18 protein-coding genes are annotated in these 20208 nt (G+C 66.6%); 7 read left to right on the top strand and 11 right to left on the bottom strand.

The window, feature by feature from the left end:
* Positions 1 to 83 precede the first annotated feature (83 nt).
* From AC59GX_RS11060 to AC59GX_RS11050, 3 genes are all read left to right on the top strand, one after another.
* Positions 84 to 2237 carry a transglycosylase domain-containing protein gene (locus tag AC59GX_RS11060; protein ID WP_426282979.1) on the top strand — a complete coding sequence of 718 codons (2154 nt, stop codon included), beginning with the start codon at positions 84 to 86 and terminating at the stop codon, positions 2235 to 2237.
* A 149-nt stretch (positions 2238 to 2386) separates the two neighbouring features.
* Entirely contained in the window at positions 2387 to 3388 is a 1002-nt protein-coding gene (locus AC59GX_RS11055) for a threonine aldolase family protein (protein ID WP_426282980.1), read from the top strand.
* A complete protein-coding gene (locus tag AC59GX_RS11050; RefSeq protein ID WP_426282982.1) occupies positions 3385 to 4308 on the top strand; it encodes a DMT family transporter in 924 nt (307 codons plus the stop codon). Before AC59GX_RS11055 ends, AC59GX_RS11050 begins: the two co-directional genes overlap by 4 nt.
* Here the strand turns inward: AC59GX_RS11050 and AC59GX_RS11045 are convergent.
* Positions 4221 to 5057: a Rossmann-fold NAD(P)-binding domain-containing protein gene (locus AC59GX_RS11045; protein ID WP_426282983.1), complete on the bottom strand. Its 837-nt coding sequence runs from the start codon at positions 5055 to 5057 to the stop codon at positions 4221 to 4223. The two genes, AC59GX_RS11050 and AC59GX_RS11045, sit on opposite strands and share 88 nt — an antisense overlap.
* Complete coding sequence (locus tag AC59GX_RS11040) at positions 5054 to 6748, bottom strand: M28 family metallopeptidase (RefSeq protein ID WP_426282984.1); 1695 nt, start codon at positions 6746 to 6748, stop codon at positions 5054 to 5056. The genes AC59GX_RS11045 and AC59GX_RS11040 overlap by 4 nt, the downstream gene beginning before the upstream one ends.
* A gap of 106 nt (positions 6749 to 6854) precedes the next feature.
* Here AC59GX_RS11040 and pepN point away from each other — a divergent pair, with 106 nt between their 5' ends.
* Entirely contained in the window at positions 6855 to 9443 is a 2589-nt protein-coding gene (gene pepN / locus AC59GX_RS11035; RefSeq protein WP_497301691.1) for an aminopeptidase N, read from the top strand.
* Positions 9444 to 9595: 152 nt separating this feature from the next.
* Here pepN and AC59GX_RS11030 read toward each other — a convergent pair whose 3' ends face one another.
* Positions 9596 to 10024 (bottom strand): nucleoside deaminase, encoded by a 429-nt coding sequence (locus AC59GX_RS11030; RefSeq protein WP_497301689.1) that lies wholly within the window; start codon positions 10022 to 10024, stop codon positions 9596 to 9598.
* Between the two features lie 60 nt (positions 10025 to 10084).
* Positions 10085 to 10303: a hypothetical protein gene (locus tag AC59GX_RS11025; RefSeq protein ID WP_056487387.1), complete on the bottom strand. Its 219-nt coding sequence runs from the start codon at positions 10301 to 10303 to the stop codon at positions 10085 to 10087.
* A 182-nt stretch (positions 10304 to 10485) separates the two neighbouring features.
* On the opposite strand from AC59GX_RS11025, the gene rpmB reads away from it, so the two are divergent.
* Positions 10486 to 10785 carry a 50S ribosomal protein L28 gene (rpmB, locus tag AC59GX_RS11020; protein ID WP_056053386.1) on the top strand — a complete coding sequence of 100 codons (300 nt, stop codon included), beginning with the start codon at positions 10486 to 10488 and terminating at the stop codon, positions 10783 to 10785.
* A gap of 70 nt (positions 10786 to 10855) precedes the next feature.
* On the opposite strand, the gene AC59GX_RS11015 is transcribed toward rpmB, so the two are convergent.
* Positions 10856 to 11881 carry an esterase-like activity of phytase family protein gene (locus tag AC59GX_RS11015; protein ID WP_426282987.1) on the bottom strand — a complete coding sequence of 342 codons (1026 nt, stop codon included), beginning with the start codon at positions 11879 to 11881 and terminating at the stop codon, positions 10856 to 10858.
* Between the two features lie 155 nt (positions 11882 to 12036).
* Here AC59GX_RS11015 and AC59GX_RS11010 point away from each other — a divergent pair, with 155 nt between their 5' ends.
* Positions 12037 to 12432: a glycine zipper 2TM domain-containing protein gene (locus tag AC59GX_RS11010; protein ID WP_056066597.1), complete on the top strand. Its 396-nt coding sequence runs from the start codon at positions 12037 to 12039 to the stop codon at positions 12430 to 12432.
* Between the two features lie 342 nt (positions 12433 to 12774).
* Here the strand turns inward: AC59GX_RS11010 and AC59GX_RS11005 are convergent, their stop codons facing one another.
* The 6 genes from AC59GX_RS11005 to lgt all read right to left on the bottom strand — a co-directional run bounded on the left by AC59GX_RS11005 (position 12775) and on the right by lgt (position 18401).
* Complete coding sequence (locus AC59GX_RS11005) at positions 12775 to 13293, bottom strand: phosphoribosyltransferase (protein WP_426282988.1); 519 nt, start codon at positions 13291 to 13293, stop codon at positions 12775 to 12777.
* A gap of 159 nt (positions 13294 to 13452) precedes the next feature.
* The gene (locus AC59GX_RS11000) at positions 13453 to 14799 is read right to left on the bottom strand and encodes a cystathionine gamma-synthase family protein (protein ID WP_107954100.1); all 1347 of its coding nucleotides are present in this window, start codon (positions 14797 to 14799) and stop codon (positions 13453 to 13455) included.
* 77 nt (positions 14800 to 14876) lie between these two features.
* Positions 14877 to 15650, bottom strand: a complete 774-nt coding sequence (gene pgeF, locus AC59GX_RS10995; protein WP_426282989.1) for a peptidoglycan editing factor PgeF — start codon at positions 15648 to 15650, stop codon at positions 14877 to 14879.
* A gap of 169 nt (positions 15651 to 15819) precedes the next feature.
* Positions 15820 to 16332 (bottom strand): GNAT family N-acetyltransferase, encoded by a 513-nt coding sequence (locus tag AC59GX_RS10990; RefSeq protein WP_426282991.1) that lies wholly within the window; start codon positions 16330 to 16332, stop codon positions 15820 to 15822.
* Positions 16329 to 17417: a class I SAM-dependent methyltransferase gene (locus AC59GX_RS10985; RefSeq protein ID WP_426283484.1), complete on the bottom strand. Its 1089-nt coding sequence runs from the start codon at positions 17415 to 17417 to the stop codon at positions 16329 to 16331. Before AC59GX_RS10985 ends, AC59GX_RS10990 begins: the two co-directional genes overlap by 4 nt.
* Positions 17418 to 17468: 51 nt before the next feature.
* A complete protein-coding gene (gene lgt, locus AC59GX_RS10980) occupies positions 17469 to 18401 on the bottom strand; it encodes a prolipoprotein diacylglyceryl transferase (RefSeq protein ID WP_426282993.1) in 933 nt (310 codons plus the stop codon).
* 37 nt (positions 18402 to 18438) lie between these two features.
* Here lgt and AC59GX_RS10975 point away from each other — a divergent pair, with 37 nt between their 5' ends.
* Positions 18439 to 20127, top strand: coding sequence for a class I adenylate-forming enzyme family protein (locus AC59GX_RS10975; RefSeq protein ID WP_426282994.1), 1689 nt, complete (start codon positions 18439 to 18441; stop codon positions 20125 to 20127).
* The last annotated feature ends 81 nt before the right edge of the window (positions 20128 to 20208 follow it).

The following is a 20208-nucleotide window of genomic DNA, read 5'->3' as shown; positions in this document are numbered from 1 at the left end:
GCGTAAGCACAGACTTGCCCGAGCTGTCATAGAACGATAATACACCTGATGTCCGCCGCTTGGCCGACCCGCTGGAACGACCGATGCGCCCCGATCCCTTCGACACCAACCGTTCCAGCCCAAGCGGCGACCGCGAGCCCTACGCCTATGAGCGCGAGCGGCTGATCACCGAGCGGGAGCGCCTGCGCCAGAAATACGAAGCCGAGCGGGACGGCGAAGATCCCGCCCCGTATGATCGCGACTTCGGCGCGGCCTACGCCACCCCCAGCGCGCCACGACGCAAGCGCCCGATCGGTCGGTGGATCCTGCGCGGAGCGGGGATCGGCATCGTCCTGCTGGTGATCGCGATCATCTGGCTGGCGATCACCGCACCGCTGTCGAAGTCGCTCCAGCCGCCGACGCCGCCCTCGATCACGCTGACCGCGGACGACGGCACGCCGATCGCGCGGCGCGGCGCGATCATCGGCAAGTCGGTCGACGCCTCGAAGCTCCCGCCGCACGTCACGCAGGCGTTCCTCGCGATCGAGGACCGGCGCTTCTATTCGCACTGGGGCGTCGATCCGCGCGGGATCGCGCGCGCGGCTTGGGCGAACATGGGCTCGGGCGGCGTCCGCCAGGGCGGCTCGACGATCACGCAACAGCTGGCGAAGAACGCGTTCCTCGATTCGGACCGCACCGCGACGCGGAAAATCCGCGAGGCGATGATCGCCTTCTGGCTCGAGGCTTGGCTGTCGAAGAACGAGATCCTCTCGCGCTATCTCTCGAACGTCTATTTCGGCGACAACACCTACGGGATCAGCGCGGCCGCCAAGCATTATTTCGGCCGCACCCCCGACAAGCTCAACGTCGGCCAGGCGGCAATGCTCGCCGGCTTGGTCAAGGCGCCGTCCCGCCTCGCCCCCACCTCCAACCTAGAAGGCGCGCGCAAGCGAGAAGCCGTGGTCGTCGGCGCGATGGTCGATGCCGGCTTCCTCACCAAGGCGGAGGGCGACGCGGTCCAGCCACAGCGTGTGCTCGGCAGCCGCCCGTCGCAGCTCCCCAACGGCACCTATTTCGCCGACTGGATCCTCCCCGAAGCGCGCGACCAAGCCGGCGAAATCAAGACCGAGGCGACCGTCCAGACAACACTCGACCCGCGCCTGCAACGCGCGGCAGAACGCACCGTAGCGCGCGCGGGTCTACGTCAGGCGCAGGTCGCGCTGGTGGCGATGCGCCCCGATGGTCGCGTCGTCGCGATGATCGGCGGCAAGAACTACGCGAAGAGCCCGTTCAACCGCGCAACCCAGGCGCGCCGCCAGCCCGGCTCGACCTTCAAGCTGTTCGTCTACCTCGCCGCGATGCGCCAGGGCCTCACCCCCGATTCGACAATCGAGGACCGCCCGGTGACGATCGGCGACTGGACCCCGAAGAACAGCGACGGCCGCTATCAGGGGACGATCACGCTGCGCCAGGCCTTCGCGCGCTCGTCCAACGTCGCCGCCGCACGGCTCACGCAACAGGTCGGCGTCAAGGCGGTAATCAAGGCGGCACGCGACCTCGGCATCTCGACGCCGATCCCGAGTGAGGCGACGATCGGCCTCGGCACCTCGACCGTATCGCTGCTCGAACTGACCGCCGCCTATGCCGCGATCGCGCGCGAGCAATATCCGGTCCAGCCGCGCGGCCTCGCCGACGTCCGCGAGAAGGGCTGGTATCAGTCGCTGACCGGCGGTGCGACCGAGATGCCGTCGAAGATCCACGACGAGATGCTCGACCTGCTGGCGGCCTCGATCCGCACCGGCACCGGACGCGGTGCGAACCTGACGGTCGACGCGTTCGGCAAGACCGGTACGACGTCGGACAACAAGGATGCACTGTTCGTCGGCTTCGCGCGCGATCTGGTGGTCGGCGTGTGGGTCGGCAACGACGACAATTCGTCGAACCCCGGCCTGTCGGGCGGCGGCATTCCCGCACGGATCTGGCGCGACTTCATGCAGAGCGCGCTGGGGATCGCACCGATCGCGGCGCCTCCTCCGGCGGTCGAGGAAGTCGATCCGGACGCGCTGCCGGCGGACGATCAGGACAATTCCATTCTGCCGCTAGGCGGGGAGATCGAAGGAATGGGCTTCAACCTGAAGATGGGCGAAGACGGCACCATCTCGGTCGGCCCCTCCCGCCGCGACCGCCAGGAAGGCCCGCCCCCACGCGACGATCGCCGGCCGCCTGAAGAAGAACAAGGGCCCGACGAGGGGCAGTAGGACTCCACCCGCAGAGCAGCTTGTTTCCCCGCGAAGGCGGGGACCCAGACTGGGCTCCCGCCTTTGCGGGAGAACAAGAAAGCGGTCGCCAACGTCCCAGCGGCGACACCCCCGTTGACGCCACCACCGCATCGCAGCATGTCTCACCCATGCGCTTCTTCTCCGACAACGCCGCCAGGATCCACCCGCAGGTCATGGCCGCGATCGCCGCCGCCGACACGCTCGACACCGCCTATGCCGGCGACGCGTGGAGCCAGCAGCTCGACGGCCGCTTGTCCGCGCTGTTCGAGACAGACGTCGCGGTCCTCTGGGTCCCCACCGGCACCGCAGCCAACTGCCTCGCGCTCGCCGCCCTCTGCCCCCCGCACGGCGGCATCGTCTGCCACCGCGACGCACACATCCAGAACGACGAAGGCGGCGCGCCCGAATTCTACACGCACGGCGCCAAACTGTTCCTCGCCGACGGCGACGGCGCAAAGCTGACCCCTGACACCATCCGCACTGTCCTCGACGCGATCCCAGACGACGTCCACCGCGTCCAGCCGCACGCGATCTCGATCACCAACGCCACCGAATATGGCCGCGTCTACCAGCCGCACGAAGTCGCCGCGATCGGCGCGCTGGCCAAGGAGCGCGGGCTCGGCTTCCACATGGACGGCGCGCGGTTCGCCAACGCGATGGCACGTGTCGGCTGCTCCCCCGCCGACATGACTTGGCGCGCCGGTGTCGACGCGCTGAGCTTCGGCTTCGTCAAGAACGGCGCGATGAGCGCGGAAGCGCTGGTCTTCTTCAAGCCCGAGCTCGCCGCCGTCACGCAATACCGCCGCAAGCGCGCAGGCCTGCTCCTGTCGAAGGGCCGCTACCTAGCCGCACAGATCCTCGCCATGCTCGACGAAGACCTCTGGCTCGCCAACGCCAAGGCTGCCAACGCCGCCGCCGCCAAGCTCGCCGCCGCGGCCAGCAACCGCCTTGTCCACCCGGTCGAGGCGAACGAAGTCTTCCTCCGCGCCACGCCAGAAGAAGCCGCAGCCCTCCGCGCAAAAGGCTTCGACTTCTACGACTGGGCCGCGGGCGAAATCCGCCTCGTCACCGCCTGGGACAGCCCGGCGGACGCTGTCGACCTGCTCGCCGACGCGATCCGGGAGTTATGACCCCCGGCCCAACCGACCCACCACAGTCGACCCGTGCGGCAGTGCTGATCCCGTTCGGCATTGTCACACTGATCTGGGGCTCGACCTGGCTCGTCATCCGTGACCAGATCGCGGTGGTGCCGCCGAGCTGGTCGATCAGCTACCGCTTCCTCGTCGCCGGCATCGCGATGGCGATCTACGCAGGCATCAAGCGCGAGAGCTTCAAATTCGACGCGCGCGGCTACGCGTTCGCGGCCGTGATCGGCATCGCGCTGTTCACGTTCAACTTCAACTTCGTCTACCGCGCAGAGCATTACGTCACCTCCGGGCTCGTCGCGGTCGTGTTTGCGCTGCTGCTCGTCCCCAACGCGATCTTCGGCCGCATCTTCCTCAAGCAGCGCCTCGGACGACAGCTCATGGTCGGCTGCGCGGTAGCGATGGCGGGGGTCGCGTTGCTGTTCGTCAACGAGGCGCGGGTCGATCCGCACGGGCCGCGCTCGGCGACGATCGGCATCGTCCTGACCTTGTGCGGCGTGATGGCGGCGTCGGTCGCCAACGTCATCCAGGGCAGCGCGTTCGCCAAACGCTATCCGATGGCCCCGACGCTCGCGATGGCGATGCTGATCGGCGCGAGCCTCGACGCGGCGTTCGCCTGGATCACCACCGGACCACCCGTGTTCGAGCCGCGCTTCGGCTATGTCGCGGGCATCCTCTATCTCGGCGTGTTCGCGTCGGCGCTCGCCTTCCCGCTCTATTTCAACGTCATCCGCGCGATCGGCCCGGCCAAGGCGGCCTATTCGGGCGTTATCGTGCCGGTGATCGCGATGCTGCTATCGACGATCTTCGAGCGCTATCACTGGTCGACGCTGGCGGTCGCCGGCGCGGTGCTGTCCGGCATCGGCTTGGTCATCGCACTCAGCGCACGCAGACCGGCACGGTAGTCGGGCCAGGCGGGCGTCCAGCCAAGCACGCGCTTGGCCTTACCGTTCGCCACCCGCCGGTTCTCGTTATAAAATCCGCGCCCCATCGCCGAGAGTTCCTCGAGCGTCACGAACGGCGGCGCGGGCATCCCGAGCAGCATCGCCGCGAACGCCACCACGTCGTTCTGCGACGCGGGCACGTCGTCCGCGAGATTATACGCCCCCGCCGGCGCATCGAACCCGGCGATCACCCCCGAGACGATATCGTCGACATGCGCGCGGCTGAACACCTGGCCGGGTTGCTCGATCCGGTGCGCCTTGCCCTGCCGCACCCGGTCGAGCGGCGAGCGGCCCGGACCATAGATTCCCGGCAACCGGAACGTCCGCGCACCGATAGCAAGCCAGTCCGCATCCGCCGCCGCCCGCGCGCTCCGCCTACCGCCACCGATCGGCGCCGTCTCGTCCACCCACGCACCCTGCGCATCGCCGTACACGCCCGTCGACGACAGATAACCGATCCAGGCCCGAGTCCGCAGCAACAGCGAACCGTAGCGCCCGAGCACGGGGTCCGCCTCATGCTCTGGCGGCACCGACGACAGGATATGCGTCGCCGCCGCGATCTCCGCCGTCACCGCATCCACATCGTCGAACCGGAGCGTACCATCGCGCCCGTCCCGCGTCGTGCCGACGACATGCCAGCCATCCGCCGCCAGCCGCTCGGCAAGCCGCGACGCGGTGTACCCCAGACCGAAGACCAGCAGCCGGCTCATGGCGCCACCGCTGCGCCAGCCATCGGCCCCTTGTAGAGCGTCCCGAAATAGTCGCCCGCATTCCACACAGGCCGCTGCGCGCCATCCGCGATCTCGCGCGCGATCCGGTAGTTCGCATCGACGAACCGCACGCCCTGATCCCACAGGATCGGCTGCGTCAAATCGTCCGACGGCTTATGATAATTGTTCGCCATGAAATACGCGACCGCCGCCTTGCCCGGGCCCTTCTGACCCGGCCACAGGAACACCGACGGGATCCCCTTCTGGACGAAGCGGAAATGATCCGAGCGCACGAAGATGCCCTCCTCCGGCATCGGATCGGGCGACAGGCCGACGCCGATCGCCGCCACCGCCTTCTGGACGATCGGGCCGATCGTCGAGCGCTCGGCGCCGAACACCACCATGTCCTCGAACTTGTAGGTCAGGATCGGCATGTCCAGGTTCACGTCCGCGACGATCGAGGTCAGCGGCACCGTCGGATGGTTGGTGAAGTAATCACTGCCGACCAGTCCCTTCTCCTCTCCGGTGACCGCCAGGAACATGATGGTGCGCTTCGGCGCCTGCCCGCTGGCCGTGAAGCGCTTGGCCTCCTCGATCAGGCTGGCGATGCCGATCGCGTTGTCGAGCGCGCCGTTGTTGAGCGCGTCGCCCTTCACGGGTTTCGTGATGCCAATGTGATCGAGATGCGCCGACAGCACGACGACCTCCTTGCCGACCACCGGATCGCTGCCGGGGATCATGCCGACGACGTTGCTGCTCGCGGCGGGCACGAAGCTCGTCTTGGTCGCGACCGTCAGCGTACCGACCAGCGGCACCGCCTTGAACTTGGCATTGTCGCGGTCCGCCTGCTTCACGATCCGGCTCCACGGTGTCTTCGCACCCGCGAACAGCTTGGCCGCACCGGCCATGCTGACCGTCCCGAGCGACGGCGCGCCGGGCGCATCGACCTTGCCGGTGCCGTCGGGATTAGCCCACGTCATCCGCGGCGTCGCATAGGAGTCCGCCAGCTTGCCGAAGGTCCGCACCTTGGCCGAGCGCGGGCTTTCCAGCGTGATCACCCCGACCGCGCCCTTGGCCTGCGCGATCGCCGCCTTGGTACCGCCCGAGCCGAAGAACGCGCGCTCCTCGCCGCCGAACCGCGCGGGCGAGCCGCCGAAATAGGCGACGATCTTGCCGCGGACGTCGACGCCCTTGTAATCGTCCTGGCCATATTGCGGCGCGTCGATCCCGTAGCCGACGAACACGACGGGCGCCGAAACGCTGGTCTCCGCCTTCGCGCCGTTCGCCGCGGGGACGTAATCCTCACCGAACACGAGCGGCTGCGCAGGCCCGCGACCCGCCCAGACGAAATCGCCCTTGCTCGCCGCTTTGTACGACACGAGCGGCACGGTCTGGAGATAGCCGCCTTGGTCGCCACCCGGCCGCAGACCCGCCGCATAAAACTGCGCGGCGACATATTGCGCGGCGATATCGAACTCGGGGCTGCCAGCCTCGCGCCCCTTCATCGCATCCGACGCGAGAAACAGCACGTGCGCCTTCATCGCCGCCTGGTCCGCCGGCAGCGGCGCGGCGAGCTTGGCGTTCAACTCGGCAGTATTCGGGGCGGTCACCGGAGCCGCAACCGGCGCAGTCTGTGCAAGGGCAGAGGTAGAAAGCGCGAGCACCGCGAGCGCGCCGATAGGACGATACATCCGGAAATCCTTGCAAAGGGAACGTGTTGCAGCGGCGTAGCATCCACCGTCACCCGCGCAAGCTTTGGCTGGCGATAGGCGGGCGCGGCCCTATATTCGCAAACATATGCTCGATATCCAGAACAGTCTCGCCCACCCGCTCGTCATTCGCCGCGAGGACTATACCCCGCCCGAGTGGCTGGTCCCCGAGACGAAACTGGATTTCGACCTCGATCCGTCAACCACGCGTGTCACCGCTACCTTGTCGGTCACGCGCAACGGCGATCACAGCGCACCGCTCCGGCTCGACGGCGCGGGCCAGAAGCCGCTCTCGGTCACGGTCGATGGCGTCGCGATCAACGACTGGCGGATCGACGGCGAACAGCTCGTCATCCCGCTCACCGGCGCCGCGCATGTCGTCGAGACTCAGGTCGAGATCGCCCCCGATCGCAACACGCAGTTGATGGGGCTCTATGCCTCGGGCGGCAATCTCTGCACCCAGTGCGAGGCTGAAGGCTTCCGCCGCATCACCTATTTCCCCGACCGCCCCGACGTGCTCAGCGTTTATTCGGTCAAGATGACCGCCGACAAGAAGCACTTCCCGGTGCTGCTCGCGAACGGCGACCCGGTCGCGCAGGGCGATCTCGACGATGGCCGCCACTGGGCGACCTGGCATGACCCTTTCCCAAAACCCTCCTACCTGTTCGCGCTGGTCGCCGGCGATCTCGCGGTGAACCGCAGCAGCTTCACGACGATGTCGGGCCGCGAGGTATCGCTCGGCATCTGGGTACGCGAGGCCGACCTGCCCAAGACCGACCACGCGCTGAAGGCGCTCGAACTGGCGATGGCGTGGGACGAGACGACCTATGGCCGCGAATACGACCTGGACGTGTTCAACATCGTCGCGGTCGACGATTTCAACTTCGGCGCTATGGAGAACAAGGGCCTCAACATCTTCAACTCGCGCTACATTCTGGCCGACCCGGATACCGCGACCGATTACGACTACGACGCGATCGCCGCGGTCGTCGCGCACGAATATTTCCACAATTGGTCGGGCAACCGGATCACCTGCCGCGACTGGTTCCAGCTGTCGTTGAAGGAAGGCTTCACGGTCTATCGCGACCAGGGCTTCTCCGCCGACCAGGGTTCGTGCGCGGTCAAGCGGATCGAGGACGTCCGCGGCCTGCGCGCCTCGCAATTCCCCGAGGATTCGGGCCCGCTCGCGCATCCCGTGCGGCCTGAATCCTACCAGGAGATCTCGAACTTCTACACGGCCACGATCTACAACAAGGGCGCCGAGCTGATCCGGATGATGGCCGCGATCCTCGGACCGCAGGGCTTCCGTGCGGGCACCGACCTGTATTTCGACCGGTACGACGGCACGGCCGCGACCTGTGAGGATTTTGTCACCTCGATGGAGGAGGGCGGCAAGGTCGACCTCACCCAGTTCCGCCTCTGGTATTCGCAGGCGGGCACGCCGCGCGTCTCGGCCAGCCTCTCACATGACGGAGACCGCGCGACGCTGCGGCTCGCGCAGCAGGTGCCCGCAACGCCCGGCCAACCGGCGAAGTCGCCGATGGTGCTGCCGCTGCGGGTGAAGCTGTTCGGTGCCGAGTCCGGTGCAGCGCTGACCGACGAACGCCTCGTCCTGTTCGACGACACGCTCGACACGATCGAATTCGAAGGCCTGGCCGAACGCCCGGTGCTGTCGATCAACCGCGGCTTCTCCGCGCCGGTGGTGGTCGAGAGCGACCGCACCGCCGCCGATCTCGCCTTCCTCAGCGCGCACGACGACGATCCGTTCGCGCGCTACGAGGCGATGCAGCAACTGATGCTCGACACGCTGGTCGCGTCGGCAGGTGGGCATGCGGATCACGAGGCCGTGATCGCGGCGGTCGCCAACACGCTCGCCAACACCGATCTCGATCTGGCCTTCGTCGCGGAGGCGGTGTTGCTGCCGTCGGAGAGCTTCATCGGCGACCAGATGGCCGTCGTCGATCCCGACGCGATCTTCCGTGCGCGCGAGGCACTGCGCCGCGATCTCGGCACACGTCTGGAGACGCAGTGGCGGCAAGCGTACGCGCGTGGTGAAGGTCAGCCCTATGCTTATACACCCGAGGGCAAGGGCCTGCGTCGCCTGCGGTCCGTCGCACTCGGCTATATAGCAGCGAGCGGCGCGGCGGATGCGGCGGACCTCGCGTTCGCGCAGTTCGATTCGGCGGACAACATGACCGACCGGATGGGCGCGCTGACGACGCTGGTCAGCAGCGCGTCCGAGATCCGCACCACCGCGCTCGACATCTTCTACAGCCAATATTGCGACAACCCGCTGGTGCTCGACAAGTGGTTCCAGGCGCAGGCGCAGTCGTCGCGCGGCGATACCGGTGCGATCGTGGCGGGGCTGGCCGAGCATGCCGACTTCACGCTGACCAACCCCAACCGCGCCCGATCGCTGATCGGCGCGTTCGGCGCGAACCAGCGGGCGTTCAATACCGCCGACGGGAGTGGATACCGGTTCCTCGCGGACCAGTTGATCGCGCTTGACCGCCTGAACCCGCAGACCGCGGCGAAACTCCTCCCGCCGCTGGGCCGCTGGCGCCGATTCGATACGGTGCGCGCCGGATTGATGCGTGCGGAACTGGAGCGGATCGTACGGACACCGGGTCTGTCGAAGGATCTGTTCGAGCAGGCGTCCAAGAGTCTGGAAGGCTGAACCGATTGATCCTCCCCCGCCAGGGGGAGGTGGCTGGCACTTGCCAGACGGAGGGGGAGGAAAGTGATTACCGCTGTTGCCGCGTCCTCCCCCTCCGTCGCCTTCGGCGCCACCTCCCCCTTGCGGGGGAGGATGACGGAAATGCGCTGCCCCTACCGGCGACTCGCAAAGAACTCCCGCAAAATCCCCGCCGCCTCGGTCTCCGCAATCCCGGCATAAACCTCAGGCCGATGATGACACGTCGGCTGCCCGAAGAACCGCGGTCCATGCTCGACCGCCCCACCCTTCACATCCGCCGCGCCATAATAGAGCCGCGCGATCCGTGAATGCGCGATCGCCCCGGCACACATCGCACACGGCTCAAGTGTCACCCAGAGATCGCATCCCTCGAGCCGATCGCTTCCCAAAACCAGAGCAGCAGCGCGAATCGCCTGGATCTCCGCATGCGCAGTCGGATCGCACAACGCCCGCGGCGCATTCGCCCCCGTCGCGATAATAACGCCGTCCTTAACGACAACGGCGCCGACCGGGACTTCCCCAGCCAGCGCCGCATCGCGCGCCGCGTCGAGCGCGCGGCGCATGGGTTCGGGAACGGGGAACATGGCCTCAGGCCCTGCCCCGCCGCCTGCCTCGCGTAAAGATCAGTTCGGTGCCTGGCTGTTGCCCGGCTTCTCGACGTTGATCGTCGGGACGGCGACCGTCTTGTTCTCGGTGCCGAGCGTGACCTTGGCGACGTCGGCCTGGAACTTCGGCGCCTGAACGACGCCCTGGCGGGTCTGGTCGATGTTGATGATCCCGAAATACATCAGGCCGACCACGACCAGCACGACGATCGCGACGAGAGACAAGAGCGTACGCATGGGACATCCCCTTTTATTGAACAGTTCGATAGCGTAACAACGTCGTCGATCGCCGTGGGTTGCACAATGCTCATTGCGGACGACCGTAGCCACGTTTCGCGTGAATCGGTTGACGAAAGCCGGCGTGCCAGCTATCCGCGCGCCTTTCCGGGGTTCCTCCCGACACTTGAATAGGTAATCACATGTCGCGCATCTGCGAACTGACCGGCAAGGGCCGGATGGTCGGGAACAACGTCTCCCACGCCAACAACAAGACCAAGCGCACGTTCCTCCCGAACCTGCAGAACGTCACGCTGCTTTCCGATTCGCTCGAGAAGGGCGTCAAGCTGCGCGTCTCGACGCACGGCCTGCGTACCGTCGAGCATAATGGTGGCCTCGACAACTGGCTGGTGAAGGTCTCGGACGACAAGCTGTCGCTCCGCGTTCGTCGCCTGAAGCGCGAAGTCGTCAAGAAGATCGCAGCATCGGCCGTCGCCGCCTAACAGCGACGTCGTATTGCGATCACCGCGGCCCGCCCTGCACCTCGCAGGGCGGGCCGTCGGCGTTTGTGGCTTAGCGATCCAGCCGGAACTTCAGCAGCAGCGTCCGCTGGAGAAACATCTGGTTGTCGTCCGACACGATCCACACGATCGTCGCGCCGTTCTCGACCGTCGTGTCGATCCCCTCGAAATTGTCGTGGATCAGTGGCGCATCGATCGTCGCGATCAGCCGGCCGCGTGCGATTCGCCCCGCCGCGACGTCGCGCGCGGCAACCAGCGATATCCGCGCTGAAAACGTGAACGGTAGTCGGAAACCACGATCAAGCACCAGCAGGTCGCCGTTCGGCAGCGCGGTGACGTCAGACGGGTCGTATCGCCCGAACGGTTCGTACGCGAATCGCTCCGGCCCCCCTGCTCCGGTCGGATCGCCCGCGAAGATCAGCGCCTGCCGCGTGTGCAACCGTTCCTCGTCCGACCCAGACCAGTCCGGCCGACGCACATGCGCCTCCTCGCTGATCACGACGAATCGCCCATCGGGCAGCCGCGCCATCGATTCGGGTCCGCCATTCGACGGCCATTTCCGCATCGACTCCGGCATCACCCGCGCCTCGTACCGCGCGAACCCCGCGGCATAGCGCCAGATCGAATTGTCATCTTCGAAGCCGACCCAGATCTTTCCCGTGAACGGATCGATCGCCATCGATTCGCTGTCGCGGTCGCGTTTCTCCCAGCCGATGCCGGGCCCCGCGGGCAGGTTCTCGAACGCGACCCGGTGCGGGAGCCAGTCGGGGCCCATGTCGAACTGGACGATATTGCCGCCGTCGCTCAGTAGCGTGAACCGATTGCCGGTCCGGGCTGGGGCGACGTCGAGCGACGAGAATCCCCCGAACGCCGGATCGCGACTGTCGAGTGCCACCCCGCCCAGATAGGTGAGCCCGCCAACGCGCACATGCCGCGGGTTGGTGCGATCGAGCATCACGCGCGTCGCGGTCAGCTGCGCGCGCTTGCCGAGCAGGTCGAGCCGCGCTTCGCCCGACCAAGTCGGCACGATCGCGCAGACGCTCACGGCGACGAACAGGATGGTGATCAGGCGCCGCATCGCGTCCTCATAGGGTGTCCGACGATCCGCGGAAGCATGAACAGCGGATAACGGAGGCATTCAGGCTCGGCTCAATGCGAATCACCCATAAGCGTCTCATCGAGGATGGAAGCACGGCCCCCGCCGCCGCCGAAATCCCCAACGGGAGACGCACGATGTTCAAGACTTTTACTCTCGCCGCCAGTGCCCTCGCATTGGGTGCGACCGCCCTCGTTCCCGCCGCCGCCGATGCGCAGCGCTGGGGCTCGCGCTACGAGCGTGGCTACGATGGCTATCAGGGTGGCGGCTACCGCGACAATGGCTACGACCGTGGCTATCGCGGCGACTACCGCGAGTATCGCGGCAACGACCGCCGCTACAACGCACGCAGCCGTCGCGGCTGCGACAACACCGGCGGCACGATCATCGGCGCCCTCGCGGGCGGTCTGCTCGGTCACACCATCGCCGGTCGTGGTGACCGGACACTCGGCGCGGTCCTCGGCGCAGCCGGTGGCGGCCTGGCCGGCAACGCGATCGATAAGTCGGATAACCCCGGGTATTGCCGGCGGTAAGCCCGGCAACGCCCGAGCTGTTGCGAGCGAAAGCGAGCAACCGCCGGCACGGACGGCGGGCAGGCATCGCCTGACCCGACCGACGACGGCTTTGCCGACGTCCCGCCCGTTCGAGCCACCCAACCAGTTTCCCAGTTCCCTCGCGTAGCGTATCGAGGGCGAGGGCCGGCTTCCCGTACGGGAGCCGGCCCTTTGTTCGTCCCCAATCCGGCAACGGCACGCACCGAAAGGCCCCATACGCCACCCCCGTCATCCTGACGAAAGTCAGGATCCAGAGCCACGACCGACGGTGGTCAGTTACCCTGGGTCCTGACTTTCGTCAGGATGACGGTTGTGAATGGATCACGCGATCCGCTCAGGCACTTCCGCCGCATCCTCGGCAATCGCAGCATCAGGCGCCACCGATTCCCACGGAAACACGAACCAGTCCTTCGTCACCGTCCGGTCGATCGTCCGCGCGCAATAGTCGATCCGCTCGGCCGAACTGACGTTATCGATCAACATTGCAAACCGCACCGCGCCCTCGACAGCACCCGCCGCCGCCAGCGCACGCCGCAGATGCGTGATCGTCCGCCCCGAATCGTTAATGTCGTCGAGGAACAGTAACCGCTCGCCATCCCGCGTTCGCGCGGCAAGCTTCACCAGCGGTTCGTCGGCAAAGTCCTTCACCTGGCTCGAATAATCGACCGACAGTGTCGGCAGCCCGATCGCGTGGCTGAGGAATACCGCCGGCACGAGCCCGCCACGGCCGATGCCGATGATGTAATCGGGTTTCCAGTCGGTATCCTCGACCAGCTTGGCGGCGAGGATGTGTACGGCCGCGACGAACTCGTGCTGCGGGATAGGGGTAAAGATCGGCATCAGCGAATGCTAGCGGGTCGTGGCAAAGACTTCACTCAAAACCCGCCCACCTCGCGCCAGAGGTGTAACGCCCACTCCTTGTTTCCCCGCGAAGGCGGGGACCCAGTCTGGGCTCCCGCCTTCGCGGGAGAACAAGGAACGGGAGCTACCGTATCACGGTCAGATCGTATCCAGCGCCTGCTCGAAATCGGCAATCAGATCGTCCGGATCCTCCACCCCGATAGATATCCGGACAAGGTTGTCCGTTATCCCCAGCGCCTGCTTGCGCGCATCGGGCACCGACAGATGCGTCATGCCCGCAGGATGGCTAGCCAGCGTCTCGGTCCCACCCAACGACACCGCCAGCTTGGCAATCTTCAGCGCATCGAGGAACGCAAAGCTCTCGCGCTCGCCGCCCTTCAGGTACAGCGAGAAGGTCGAACCGCCGCCGGTGCAATGGCGACGATAGATGTCCGCCTGACGCTCCATGCCCGGCTCGTCCTCGAGGAAACCCAGATATGCGACCCGCTCCACCTTCGGATGGTGACGGAGAAAAGCGCAGACCTTCGCCGCATTCTCGCCCGCACGGCTCATCCGCAGCTCGAGAGTCTCCAGCGATCGCAACAGCATCCACGCGGTATTCGGATCGGTGATCGTCCCAATCGTGTTCCGCATCGTCCGGATCGTATTGATATGCTCCTTCGTGCCGAGCACGCCGCCCGCGACGAGATCCGAATGCCCGCCGACATACTTGGTCAGCGAATACACGACGATGTCCGCGCCATGCTTGAGCGGCTGGAACCACAGCGGCCCGAGGAAGGTGTTGTCGATAGCGATCGGCGGCTTCTCGCCCTTGAAGATCGCGTCCCGGCTGGCCGCGACCGCCTCGACGTCGACCAGCGCATTGGTCGGGTTCGCCGGGCTTTCCAGATAGATCAGCGCGACGTTGCCGGTCGCCGCCTCGGTCATCACCGCATCGATCTCTTCACGAGTCGCGCCCGCCGGGAAGTCGAGCCACTTGACCCCGAACTTTCCGAGTACGCGTCCGATCAGCGTCTCCGTCGCCGCGTACAAAGGCCCCGAATGGACGATCGTGTCGCCCGGCTTGACCATCGCGAGGAACAGCGTCGCGATCGCCGACATGCCCGACGAGAAAGCGAGCGCGTCCTCCGCCTCTTCCCAGACGCCCAAGCGATCCTCGAGAATCTCCTGGTTCGGCCCGTTGAAGCGCGAATAGACGAGGCCCTCGGCCCCGCCCGGACGCTTGCCGGTGACGCCTTCGAAGTGGCGCTTGCCCGCCGCCGCATTGGGGAACACGAAGGTCGAGGTGAGGAAGATCGGCGGCTTCAGCGAGCCTTCCGACAGCGCGGGATCGTAACCGTGCCCCATCATCAAGGTCGACGGCTTCAGCTTGCGCCCGCCGATCTTCTCGACCTCGGGCTTCGGCGCGACGCGTGCCGCTACGCCGGTCAGGTCGGCTTCGGTTTCGGCGGGGACTGCGCCGGCGTTTTCGGGGGTATCGGACATCAATATGCTCCTGCGTGGCCCGTCTTATGCGAGCCGATGTGCGGAGCCTAAACGACCGGCGAGGGCTTTGGGAGCCGTTACAGGCCGATGATGCTGATCTGACGCCCATAGGAGGGCTCGCCGCGATGGGTCGCGCGCCGATAGCTGAAGAAGCGATCGTCGTCGGTGTACGTGTCGAGCCCGAGCGCCTCGATCCGGCCGATCCCAGCGACCGCGAGCCGGCTGACGACATAGGCCTCCAGGTCGAACTGGTAATGATCGCCCCTGTTCTCGACGGCGCGGCCGTCCGCGAAGAAGCGCTCGTTCTCCGGATCCGCCTCGCAAAACCGGCGGATGAAGGCGTCATCGACCTCATAGCTGGCACGCGCGATGCACGGCCCGACCGCGGCGACGATCCGGTCGCGGTGCGCACCGATCGCCTCCATCGCGAGGATCGTGGAATCGGTGACGCCGCCGAGCGCGCCTTTCCACCCGGCATGGGCTGCCGCAACGACGCCGGCGTGCGCGTCGGCGAACAATACGGGCGCGCAGTCCGCGGTAAGAATACCGAGCGCAAGGCCGGGACGGTTGGTGACCAGCGCATCGGCATGCGGACGGATCTCGTCGTCGAACGGCTCGATCACGGTGACCGCGTCGGCGGAATGGACCTGGTACAGACCGACGAGCTTCGCGCCGGGGAGGACGGCTTCACTCGCACGACGACGGTTCTCGGCGATGGCGGCGGGGTCGTCGTCGGACCCGATGCCGACATTGAGGCTCGCATACGCCCCGGCCGAAACGCCGCCACGCCGGCCGAGAAAGCCATGCGGAATGTCGCCAAGCGCCTTCGCGCGGATTGGATCGATGGTCATTTTAGGTCACCCAACATCAAACACATCCCCACCCCGGCGGAGGCCGGGGCCCAGTTGGGTGACGTTGCTAACAGCAGGCATCGCGCCGTTACCAAGACCTTGCCAACTGGGCCCCGGCCTCCGCCGGGGTGGCGGCCTTTCGCTACGATATCTCTGGAGGCGCCGCCGATCACAGCACAAGCCGCATGATCCGGTCATCATCAGGCTGCTCGCCCACCATGAACACATACCGCCCGATCTCGACAAAGCCGTAACGCTGGTAGAATCGGTGCGCTCGGTGATTATCCACATACACGCTCAGGATCATTTCCGTCCGCCCCTCGGCGCGTGCGACATCGATCGCCCAGTCCATCAGCGCAGGTCCGACACCCGCGCCATGCTGGTCTCCGCGCACATAAAGCTGGTGAAGTTCGATCGCCGTCGCAGGCCAATCGCCAGGAAACGCCACCGGGCCGATCTTCGCAAATCCGACGATCTCACCCGCCCCGTCCACCGCGACGCGCACCGTGAAGGCAGGGTCGGACAGCTGCGCCGGCAACCCCTTCTCCCCGAACGTTTGCTCGAGAAACGCGGCGAGGTCTTCAGGGCGATACAGCGTACCGAACGTGTCGGTAAACGACCGCTTTGCCATCGCGGCGAGTTCTGCACCGTCGGCGGGCACGGCATCGCGATAGGCGATCATGCAAACGCCGCCGGTGTCGGCCAATTCGGCGCAGTGATCGCCAGCGCTTTGAAGAGCGTACCCATATCGTCCATCAACCTCCTTCGGTCCGCCGCCAATGCTTCCGCCCGGGCAGGCGACGCCTTGGCGAGCGCCGACGTCCGCGAATCGATCCCGAGCGCACCGAGCAGGTCGCGCTGCGTCACCGGCCCCCACGCGACCGCGCCCTCGGCCTGCGCCGCGGCGGCCAGCGTGGTAAAGTCGACATGCGCGGTCAGGTCATGCTCGCCCGGCGCCTCGAACGGATTGGCGAAGGCGTGCCCGCGCACCGCCTGCAACGTGTCGCCGAGCGCCGGCCCCTCATAACCATAGTCGACCGCGATCAGCGCACCGCCCTGCGCGGCGATCCGCTTGGCGAGACCGCGAATGATCGTCACGGCTGCAGGCGAGGTTTCCAGGATCGAACCTGCGGGCGCATCGCGAAACGGCTCAGGGATGACGGCATCCGGGAGCGGCTTCCCGGCGATCGGCAGGAACAGCAGGTCCTGCGCCGCGACGAGGCGTTCGTGCCACTGCTCGCGCTTGACCAACTGCCGGATCGGCAGCGCGTCGAAAAACTCGTTGGCGACGACGATCAGCGGCCGATCGGTCGGCAGCGTGTCGACCGCGTCGTGCCAGGTTGCGGCAGGGACGCGTTCGGCCTGCGCCTTGCGCAGCGCCGGGCTGGTCTCGACGAAATGCACCGGCGGCGTCAGCCCCGCCTTCGCCATGGCCCGCGATGCATCGGCGGCGAGCGTCCCGCGGCCAGGGCCGAGTTCGACCCACGCGACATCCGGCCGCCCAGCGCGGTCCCAAAGGTCGGCACACCACAAACCGACAAGCTCGCCGAACATCTGGCTGATCTCGGGCGCAGTCGTGAAGTCGCCCCCCGCCCCCAACGGGTCGCGCGTCGCATAATAGTGCGCGTTCGCCGCCGCCATATACTGCGCAACGGAGATCGGACCCGCGAGCGCGATCGCGCGCGCGAGGCGTTCCGGGAGGGCGGTGTCTATTCCCCTTCCGCTTGCGGGAGGGGTTAGGGAAGGGGCTGGATTATCGTTGGCCATGACAATTGCGGCCATGCCCTCCCCCAACCCCTCCCGCAAGCGGGGGGGGCGTCAGGCGACGCTCGCCGTCCCTGCGATCGACTCGACCCGCACGCGGCGTTTGGCCGACGTCGCCACCAGATACCCGCCGCCAATGATCATCGGCACGCACAGCCACTGCCCCATGTGCAGCCCGGTATGCTCGGCAAACGCCCGCAGCTGCGAATCCGGCTCGCGGAAGAACTCGACGGTAAACCGCGCGATCCCGTAGCCGAGCACGAACAACCCGACGAGCTTGCCCGGGTCGTACCGCGCCTTGGTCTTCCAGAACGCGAACCACAGCAGCGCGAACAGGACTACGCCCTCCAGCCCCGCCTCGTACAGCTGGCTCGGGTGCCGCGCCGGCTCGACCATCCCGAACGGCACCGTGCGCTCGAAGATGATCCCCCACGCGACATCGGTCGGCTTGCCCCACAGCTCGCCATTCACGAAGTTCGCCAGTCGCCCGAAGAACAGGCCAAAGGGTACGCAGCACGCGATATAATCGTGCACGCGCAACCAGTTGAGCTGATGCTTCCGCGCAAACAGGATCAGCCCGATCGACGTGCCGATGACGCCCCCGTGGAACGACATGCCGCCGTCCCAGAGCCTGAATATCCGCAGCGGATGCAGGAACATCTCGGGTGCGTAGAAGATCACATAGCCGAGCCGCCCGCCGAGGATGATGCCGAGCGTCGCGTAGAACACCAGGTCGTCGGCATGCCGCCGCGCCATCGGTGCGCCGGGCTGGGCGAGCAGCTTCAGCAGGTACCACCAGCCGAGCAGGATCCCGCCGATATAGGCAAGGCTGTACCAACGCAGCGTGAAGAACCCGATCGAGAAGACGTCGGGATGCAGCCCGAGGTCCTCGAAGCGGATGTGACTGCCGACGGCAGGCGCTGCGCCCGCAGCGGCGGTGATGGTCGACAGGATCAAAGGCTTTTCCCCACGCGTTCGCCCCTGCATAAAGACCGATAACGATAAGACCAAGTAGGAGAGCGATATGCGGACCGAGCTGGACCTGGCTATGGATTCGACGATGGCCGCGCTGACCGCGCCCGACGGGATGCTCGCGCTCGGATCGGTCGAGCGGTTCGGCGTCACGCTGCCGACGATCGCCGCCGCGCCGCCCGCGCTCAGTTACTATTTCGCACACTATGCCAACGAGCACCGCGACGCCGTCTTCCTCGTCTCCGGCGCCGAACGGCTGACCTTCGGCGAGGTCTACGCCGCCGCCGAGCGCACCGCCCGCGCCCTTGTCGGCGGCTACGCCATCGCCAAGGGCGCCCGAGTCGGCATCGCGATGCGCAACTCACCGTCGTGGATCGTGCTGTACATGGGCATCCTCATGGCCGGCGGCGTCGCGACCCTGCTCAACGGCTGGTGGCAGTCGGAGGAACTCGAGACCGCGATCGGTGAGGTCGATTGCGCGCTCGTGTTCGCCGATCCGCCGCGCGTGAAGCGCCTCGCGCAGATTGCGGCTCTGCGCGCGCCAGTGGTCGAGATCGACGATTCGCGACCGCTCGACGCTGCGCTCGGCGCCGTGTTGGCAAAGGACGACCACACCGCCGACCTGCCGCTGCTCGGGCCCGAGGATCATGCGACGATCCTGTTCACGAGCGGATCGACCGGCCAGTCGAAGGGGGCGCTGTCCGAGCATCGCGCGATCGTGCAGGGCATCTTCAATTATCTCGGCCAGGTCATGATGATGGTCGGGATCGCCACCGCGCAAGGCAATCCGCCGGTCGGCCAGCCGGTCACGCTGCTGACGATCCCGCTGTTCCACATCACCGGGGAGGTCCCCGTCTTCCTCCAGAGCTTCGCGATGGGGCGCAAGCTCGTGCTGATGCCGAAATGGGATGCGGGCGAGGCGATGCGGCTGATCGAGGCGGAAGGCGTCACCTATTTCGTCGGCGTGCCGCTGATGAGCTTCGAGATCCTCAACCACCCCGATCGCGCCAATTACGACCTGTCGACCGTAACCGATTTCGCCGCGGGGGGCGCACCCCGCCCGGTCGATCACGTCCGCCGCATCGACGAGGAGATGGGTGGCAGCGCGCCGCTGATCGGCTACGGCCTCACCGAGACCAACGCGGTCGGCACCGGCAACTGGCGCGGCAATTATCTCGCCAAGCCCAATTCCGCCGGCCGCCCCGGCGCGCCGTTGGTCGATCTCGCGATCCTGGACGAAGCCGGCCACCCGGTCGACCAGGGCCAGCGCGGCGAAGTCTGCATCCGCTCGATCTGCAACTTCAAGGAATATTGGAACCGTCCGGATGCGACCGCCGCGGCGTTCACGTCGGACGGCTATTTCCGGACCGGCGACATCGGCTACCTCGACGAGGACGGCTATCTGTTCATCGTCGATCGCAAGAAGGACATCATCATCCGCGGCGGCGAGAACATCTCGTGCCAGGAGGTGGAAGCGGCGTTGTACGAACACCCAGCCGTCGCGGAGGCGGCGGTCTTCGGGTTGGCTGACGAGCGCTTCGGCGAGGTCCCCGGCGCAGTGGTAGTGCCGCAGGACGGCGAGACGCTGACCCCGGACGACCTGACCGCGTTCCTCCACCAGCACATCGCCGCGTTCAAGATACCGCAGCGAATCTGGATTTCGGAAGAGCCGCTGCCAAGACTGGGGACGGAGAAGATCGACAAGGTCACGCTAAAAGCCACCTACCGAGCGCTGGCCTAAATTCCCTCGCCCCTCCGGGGAGAGGGAGGGAGGAGCCGCTTGGCGACGGAAGGGAGAGGGGCAGTGAGACTCCCAGCACGG

This window comes from Sphingomonas sp. 320_CC (assembly GCF_059691795.1).
The sequence above is the reverse complement of the archived record's forward strand: the minus strand, read 5'-3'. Positions and strand labels throughout refer to the sequence as shown.

Bases quoted from the DNA above. Each gene is read 5' to 3' on its own strand.
- AC59GX_RS11060 (WP_426282979.1), top strand. From the start codon at position 84: ATGCGCCCCGATCCCTTCGACACCAACCGTTCCAGCCCAAGCGGCGAC.
- AC59GX_RS11055 (WP_426282980.1), top strand. From the start codon at position 2,387: ATGCGCTTCTTCTCCGACAACGCCGCCAGGATCCACCCGCAGGTCATG.
- AC59GX_RS11050 (WP_426282982.1), top strand. From the start codon at position 3,385: ATGACCCCCGGCCCAACCGACCCACCACAGTCGACCCGTGCGGCAGTG.
- AC59GX_RS11045 (WP_426282983.1), bottom strand. From the start codon at position 5,057: ATGAGCCGGCTGCTGGTCTTCGGTCTGGGGTACACCGCGTCGCGGCTT.
- AC59GX_RS11040 (WP_426282984.1), bottom strand. From the start codon at position 6,748: ATGTATCGTCCTATCGGCGCGCTCGCGGTGCTCGCGCTTTCTACCTCT.
- pepN (WP_497301691.1), top strand. From the start codon at position 6,855: ATGCTCGATATCCAGAACAGTCTCGCCCACCCGCTCGTCATTCGCCGC.
- AC59GX_RS11030 (WP_497301689.1), bottom strand. From the start codon at position 10,024: ATGCGCCGCGCGCTCGACGCGGCGCGCGATGCGGCGCTGGCTGGGGAA.
- AC59GX_RS11025 (WP_056487387.1), bottom strand. From the start codon at position 10,303: ATGCGTACGCTCTTGTCTCTCGTCGCGATCGTCGTGCTGGTCGTGGTC.
- rpmB (WP_056053386.1), top strand. From the start codon at position 10,486: ATGTCGCGCATCTGCGAACTGACCGGCAAGGGCCGGATGGTCGGGAAC.
- AC59GX_RS11015 (WP_426282987.1), bottom strand. From the start codon at position 11,881: ATGCGGCGCCTGATCACCATCCTGTTCGTCGCCGTGAGCGTCTGCGCG.
- AC59GX_RS11010 (WP_056066597.1), top strand. From the start codon at position 12,037: ATGTTCAAGACTTTTACTCTCGCCGCCAGTGCCCTCGCATTGGGTGCG.
- AC59GX_RS11005 (WP_426282988.1), bottom strand. From the start codon at position 13,293: ATGCCGATCTTTACCCCTATCCCGCAGCACGAGTTCGTCGCGGCCGTA.
- AC59GX_RS11000 (WP_107954100.1), bottom strand. From the start codon at position 14,799: ATGTCCGATACCCCCGAAAACGCCGGCGCAGTCCCCGCCGAAACCGAA.
- pgeF (WP_426282989.1), bottom strand. From the start codon at position 15,650: ATGACCATCGATCCAATCCGCGCGAAGGCGCTTGGCGACATTCCGCAT.
- AC59GX_RS10990 (WP_426282991.1), bottom strand. From the start codon at position 16,332: ATGATCGCCTATCGCGATGCCGTGCCCGCCGACGGTGCAGAACTCGCC.
- AC59GX_RS10985 (WP_426283484.1), bottom strand. From the start codon at position 17,417: ATGGCCAACGATAATCCAGCCCCTTCCCTAACCCCTCCCGCAAGCGGA.
- lgt (WP_426282993.1), bottom strand. From the start codon at position 18,401: ATGCAGGGGCGAACGCGTGGGGAAAAGCCTTTGATCCTGTCGACCATC.
- AC59GX_RS10975 (WP_426282994.1), top strand. From the start codon at position 18,439: ATGCGGACCGAGCTGGACCTGGCTATGGATTCGACGATGGCCGCGCTG.